This window comes from Aedoeadaptatus acetigenes (assembly GCF_025566985.1).
Lineage (GTDB): Bacteria > Bacillota > Clostridia > Tissierellales > Peptoniphilaceae > Aedoeadaptatus > Aedoeadaptatus acetigenes.
Genome location: NZ_JAOQJD010000027.1, coordinates 1 through 5486, shown reverse-complemented (window position 1 = coordinate 5486; position 5486 = coordinate 1). Strand labels below are relative to the sequence as shown.

General features: G+C 53.3%; 6 protein-coding genes. 3 read left to right on the top strand and 3 right to left on the bottom strand.

All coding sequences use genetic code 11. The features are described 5' to 3' along the window. On the bottom strand, positions 1-296 hold a 296-nt coding region (locus OCV31_RS09560), incomplete at its 3' end, for a transposase (RefSeq protein ID WP_148474671.1). A 264-nt stretch (positions 297-560) separates the two neighbouring features. On the opposite strand from OCV31_RS09560, the gene OCV31_RS09555 reads away from it, so the two are divergent. The 3 genes from OCV31_RS09555 (at position 561) to OCV31_RS09545 (ending at position 3934) form a co-directional block, all read left to right on the top strand. Beyond that, positions 561-1961: a protein adenylyltransferase SelO gene (locus tag OCV31_RS09555; protein WP_148474669.1), complete on the top strand. Its 1401-nt coding sequence runs from the start codon at positions 561-563 to the stop codon at positions 1959-1961. 84 nt (positions 1962-2045) lie between these two features. Then, a complete protein-coding gene (locus OCV31_RS09550; RefSeq protein WP_148474667.1) occupies positions 2046-2723 on the top strand; it encodes an aspartate/glutamate racemase family protein in 678 nt (225 codons plus the stop codon). Beyond that, positions 2723-3934, top strand: a complete 1212-nt coding sequence (locus tag OCV31_RS09545; RefSeq protein ID WP_267303934.1) for a carboxylate--amine ligase — start codon at positions 2723-2725, stop codon at positions 3932-3934. Before OCV31_RS09550 ends, OCV31_RS09545 begins: the two co-directional genes overlap by 1 nt. 163 nt (positions 3935-4097) lie before the next feature. Here OCV31_RS09545 and OCV31_RS09540 read toward each other — a convergent pair whose 3' ends face one another. Both OCV31_RS09540 and OCV31_RS09535 read right to left on the bottom strand, forming a co-directional pair. Next, a complete protein-coding gene (locus OCV31_RS09540; RefSeq protein WP_148474663.1) occupies positions 4098-4571 on the bottom strand; it encodes a peptidoglycan recognition protein family protein in 474 nt (157 codons plus the stop codon). After that, positions 4540-5097, bottom strand: a complete 558-nt coding sequence (locus OCV31_RS09535) for a sigma-70 family RNA polymerase sigma factor (protein ID WP_148474661.1) — start codon at positions 5095-5097, stop codon at positions 4540-4542. Before OCV31_RS09535 ends, OCV31_RS09540 begins: the two co-directional genes overlap by 32 nt. Positions 5098-5486 lie beyond the last annotated feature (389 nt).

Here is a 5486-nt window from a genome sequence, read left to right as displayed (position 1 = left end):
CGCCAGTTAACAATCATGGATGGATTTGTTAAACCGAGTTCAAGGGCCAATTGTTGGTAGCTGCATTCGCTCGTTTCGTAGCGTGTGATGGCTTCTAACTTAAACTCTACACTGTACGCACGATTATTTCTAGAGCGCATTAACCCTTCATCGCCAAATTGTTTGTAATTGTTCACCCAGCGTCTGATCTGCGAATGGTCAATTTGATATTTCATAGCCAGAGTTTTATAACCTGCTTTGCGGCCCAAGTATTCCTCAACAATTTTCCTTTTAAATTCATAACTGTATTTTGCCATTAAAAGACCCCCAAAGGTTGGATTTCTTGGTCCAACTTTTGGGGGTCAGTGCAAAGAGTCTATCTATTTTTCTATCTTAAATTTGTCGGCAAATGTTATTCCCCTACTGTTTTATTTCCCATTCGATGGTTATCCTATGGTTTACGTCAATATCGCCGCATTCTATATGGATGTCATGGGCCGTTTCCAAGGCGTATGATTTTTCCTATTAGATACCTATGGGTAGTGAGCTTCTTTTGCGGGTAAGTATTCACCGGTGATATTATGTTTAATTTTGACAATTCATATGCGCGCCTGCCTCGGCGGTTCTACCGAAAGGTGGAGCCCACGCCGGTGGTGGATCCCGCGTTTTTTATTACGAACAATGCTTTGGCCCGGGAGCTGGGCATAAACGACGAGGCCCTTTTCTCCGAGGAAGGCCTCGCCTATTTAAGCGGCAACGCCCTGCCCGAGGGGGCCGCCTCCCTTGCCATGGCCTACATGGGCCATCAGTTCGGCTACCCGGCCATGTTGGGCGACGGGCGGGCCATTCTTCTCGGCGAGCAGATCGCGCCCGATGGCCGCCGCGTGGACATTCAGCTAAAAGGGGCGGGGCAGACGCCCTTCTCCCGCATGGGCGACGGCCGGGCAGCTCTGGGCCCCATGCTCCGGGAATATATTTTAAGCGAAGCCATGGTCCATTTGGGCGTGCCCACGACCCGGGCCCTGGCCGTGGTAACCACCGGGCAATATGTGCAGCGCACGGAGCGTGAGCAGGGCGCCATTTTAACCCGCGTGGCCGATAGCCATTTGCGCGTGGGCACTTTCGAGTGGCTCGCCTCCATCGGCGGCGACGTGGCCGTGCTTTTGGACTACGCCATCGAACGCCACGATCCGGATCTCCTCCACGCCCCGGATCGCGGGGGGAAATGGCTCATCCGCGTGGCCGAGCGCCAGGCGGATCTCATCGCCCGCTGGATGGCCTTGGGCTTCGTCCACGGGGTCATGAACACGGACAATATGACCATTTCCGGGGAAACCATCGACTACGGCCCCTGCGCTTTTTTGGATACCTTTAATCCCAAGACGGTGTTCAGCTCCATCGACCACTTCGGCCGCTACCGCTTCGAAAATCAGGGGCAGATCGGCGTGTACAATCTGTCGAAACTGGGCGAAGCTTTGGGAGACATTCTCGGCGACGAAAAGGTGCGGGATGAAAAAATTACGGCCGCCCTCAAAATCTACGGCGACACCTTCCAAAAAGCTTACTTCCGCTACATGGCCCGCCGCCTGGGCTTTGACGATGCGAACGACTCGGTCTACGGGCTGATCAACGAATGGCTGGATCTTTTGATGAAAGAGGAGCTGGATTACAACGAATCCTTTCTCCGCCTCACCTACGGCGACGAGCGGGATGATTGGTCCCCCGGTTTCGCCGTCCTCTACGAAAAAATTCTTTCGGCCACAGGGGATGCAGGCGACGGAATTCGCCGCGCAAACAATCCCGCCATCTTCCCGCGCAATTACCTCGTGGAGCGGGCCATTCAGGAAGCGGAGGCGGGAGATAAAACGTTCCTGCTGCACTTTATGAAGCTTTTGCAAGAGCCCTACGCCCACAACGAAGAGCAGATGGCCTTAAGGGGCGCCCCGTCCATCCCCGGCTACAAAACCTTTTGCGGGACTTAAGCTTTGCCTAAAATTGTCCCGCTTCACCGGCGCGACGCCGCCTCTGTGGTACAATAAAGAAAACAGGATAAAGGATCTGACACTATGAACTATGAATTAGGCATCGTCGGCGGCATGGGGCCCTTGGCCACCTCCGTCCTCTTCGACTACATCGTCCGCCACACCGCCGCCAATAAAGACCAAGACCACATTAACGCCTTGATTTTAAATCACGCCACATTGCCCGACCGCACCGACGTGATTCTCCACGGAAAAGACGAGGATTTTCTCGACGCCGTGAAGGGCGACTACGAAATTTTAAACGCACTGAAGGTGCCCCTCATCGCCTTTCCCTGCAACACGGGCCACTACTTTTTCGACGCCATGGAATCCATGGCCGACGGAAAAATCATCAATATGATCGACGAAACCCTGGCCCGCTGCAAAGCCATGGGGGCGAAGAAAGTGGCGGTCTTCGCCACGGAAGGCACCACCTCGGCGAAGCTTTACGATCGCTACGCAAAGGGCCACGACCTGGGAGTAGTCTATCCCGACGCCGAGGAACAGACGCAGATTACCCGGGTGATCTACGATGTGAAGGAACTGGGCCAAACCCGCTTCCCCGTCATGGACGAACTCATCGCCAAGTACACGAAAGACGCCGTGGTGATCCTCGCCTGCACGGAACTTTCCACCATCGGCATCGACCACGAAAAAGTGGTGGACACCACCCAAGTCTTAGGCGATGTGATTATCGCCCGCTGCGGCAGAAAGAGGGTATAATGGAATTTATTTCAATTGTTTTAGGCACGGACAACAACGCCTACGGCGTGGCCCGCTCCCTTCACGAGGCCTACGGCGTGCATTCCTACGCCTACGGCGTGAAGCCCCTGCGCTTTACGCGGAAATCGAAAATCGTGGACGTGGAAGTGCACGAAGGCTTCGACACGGAGGCGGGCTTTATGCCCGTTATGGAGGCCATTTACGATCGCTTCAAGGGGGAAAATCTGCCCCTACTCCTCACCTCCTGCTCCGACGGCTACACGGCCCTTATTGCCAAGCACAAGGAGGAACTGAAGGACCGCTTCCGCTTTAACTACATCGACTACGATCTTCAGCAAAAGCTGGAAAACAAAGAAGATTTCTACGCCATTTGCGAAGAATACGGCCTCCATTACCCGAAGACCGTGATCATTACGGAAGAAAACAAACACGATTTGGACCTTGGCCTTACCTACCCCATCGGTCTCAAGGCCAACGACAGCATCGCCTTCGTGCATCTGCACTTCGAAGGGAAAAAGAAATTTTACAAAATCCAAGACGCCGAAGAACTGGCCCGGGTGGTAAACGACATTTACGCCGCCGGCTACAAAGGCGATCTCATCGCCCAAGACTTTATTCCCGGCAACTCCTCCGCCATGTACGTCTTAAACGCCTACGTGGACACCCGGGGTGCGGTGACCATGATGTGTCTGGGCAAATGCCTCTTGGACGAATGCCTGCCCTATGAAATCGGCAATTACAACGCCCTTTTGACCATGGGGGATCAGGCCCTTTACGATCAATACGAAGCCTTTTTAAAGGCCATCGACTACCGGGGCTTCGCCAATTTCGATTTGAAATACGATGTGCGAGACGATAGCTACAAAGTGTTCGAAATCAACATTCGCCAAGGCCGCTCGTCCTACTACATGACCGCCGGCGGCTGCAATTTCATGACCTACCCGGTGCAGGATCTCATCGCCGAGGAAACGCCGCCCTGCCACTACCACGACGAGCGCGGCCTGTGGCTCTTCGTGGATCCCGCCGTACTGAGAAAATACGGCAGCGAAAAGGACAAAGACTTAATCGAAGCCTCTCTGAAAAAAGGCTTCACCTTTACCCAGTGGTACGAAAAAGACCGCTCCCTTCCCCGCTGGCTGGATTATATGCGCCGCCGCATCTCCACGCGGAAATACTATCCCCACTACGAGCCCCAGCGGCAAAACGACTGATTTCACACACAAAAAACCGAGGACATTGCACTGCCCCCCAAAGTCGGACCAAAAATCCAACTTCGGGGGTCTTTTAATGGCTTGAATTCCTAATCGAAGTGCAATAAAAAAACGAGCCCGAAGGCTCGTATCGTGGAAGGAATCTGTGGGGCAGTGGCGGATATTACAGACTTTCCCAGAAGCCCCACCACTCGGCCCAATTGTTTTTTGCCATGCTATGGGGGCAAATTTTTCGCGACGCGTCGAAATGGCGCACCACATGGTCTTTCGGGATGCGATAAAAGGCCATGAGCTCTTTCACCAAATTGCGGGCGTGGGCCAGGGCGGCCTTCCGGTCGATGCCCTGATTGATGCAAATCTCCACGCCGATGGAATTGCGATTGGTGATGCCGTGGGCTCCATGTCCATCGCCGCAGTGCCAGGCGGCGTAGGCATCTTCGATGATTTGCACCACGCCCTTGTCATCCACGAAATAATGGACGCTTGCCCTTCGGTTGCCGCCTGAGAAATAGCGGTAATGGGCCATGGCGTCGGCGCCGCGATCGGGATTGCCCGTGTCGTGGACCACGATGTAGGCGATGCGGGTGCCGTTTCTCGACGAATAATTATAGTGAATCAACTGTTTGTTTAGAAGCATAGATCCTCCTTAAATGGTTCATGGCGCGGGATTTCGTGTTGGCCACCGTCTGATAAGAAATCCCCAGGCGGGCGGCGATTTCCGAAAGAGACAGATGGCAGAAAAAATACAAACTCACCACCGCCCGCTCCCGAATCGGCAGATCGTTTACGATTTGGTGCAGCTCCTCGGCCCGCTCCAGGAGAATAAAATCCTCCTCCGTGTCCACCACGTCGGCGACGACAGCTTCCATTTCCGCCGTGAGAGGCACAGTGGGCTTTTTCATGCTGCGCTTTAAATCGTCCATAAGGAAATACGACAGGCGCGCGCGGTAATAGAGATGAAAAGGCACGCCCCGCTCGGGATCGAAATCATCCACGGCGTCGAGGAGAATGAGATTCGCCTCGCCGTAGAGATTGTCCGGATCCTGCGCGTAGGGCTGAATGCGGCGGATCGTGGCCCGGGTAATGGGCACGAGATCGACGAGCAACTGGGCCAGGGCCTCGGGATCACGGGCTTTGGCACGAGAGATAATTTGGCTTTCCATAGAGACTCCTTTCACGATGAAGATGAACAAATGTTTTGTTTTTTCTTTTATTTTACCACTCAAGAAACATATGTTCAAGTCAGGTAGGTTATAAGGGCGAGATGTTATCTCGCCCTTATAACCGGGAAGAATGGGGATTCTTGTTTTTTAAATTCTGCTTTTTTCTTTTTAATTTTTTGTTTCAAGCTTTCAAAATGCGTAGCGAACGGAATGGATTCAAGTTACGTTCTTACTAAGAAATTGATTCTTACACGGCTTTGAAACCCGGGGAAGGGGCCAGGGCGTTGCGATTCGCCCTGGAATGGCAACACTTTTTTGGACACTTTTCTTAAGGTGTCAACTGTAAACGGTCTTTGTCTTCCACTGCTTTCTTTGTCCTGTATGCGAGC